Origin of the sequence: Bacteroides sp. 51, from assembly GCF_010500965.1 — a bacterium.
GTDB lineage: Bacteria > Bacteroidota > Bacteroidia > Bacteroidales > Bacteroidaceae > Bacteroides.
In genome coordinates, this window is record NZ_QVMI01000210.1 from 1 (window position 1) to 301 (window position 301).

The 301-nt window shown below is 51.8% G+C and carries 1 protein-coding gene and 1 pseudogene; both read right to left on the reverse strand.

Annotated features, from left to right (window positions below; genetic code table 11):
* A pseudogene (locus tag D0T87_RS24085) lies at positions 1–89 on the reverse strand (isocitrate/isopropylmalate family dehydrogenase); the annotation flags it as partial.
* A partial coding sequence (locus tag D0T87_RS24410; RefSeq protein WP_203558796.1) for a hypothetical protein occupies positions 88–301 on the reverse strand: 214 nt, incomplete at its 5' end. The gene D0T87_RS24410 and the pseudogene D0T87_RS24085, both read right to left, overlap by 2 nt.

The window sequence follows — 301 nt, forward strand, 5'->3', positions numbered from 1 at the left end:
GCCGACAATACCGTAGCTAACGGATTAGCAATATCCTGACCTGCTGCCTGTGGCCATGACCCGTGAATAGGTTCGAATACAGAAGTGTTAACCACCACCTCCCCCCTTCGGGGTACTCCTCCTCAAAAAGGAGGAGAGTTCCTGCGCTACCGCAACCTTCTTTCGTTGGACGCTTCCGCCCCAGCAATATCTGGACTCGCGGTGTATATTATGATTCACTGTACGGCAACCCCGGCGGAACGGGAACTTACGGTAGCTGATATTGATCGCTATCACCGGGAAAGAGGATTCAAAAGTATTG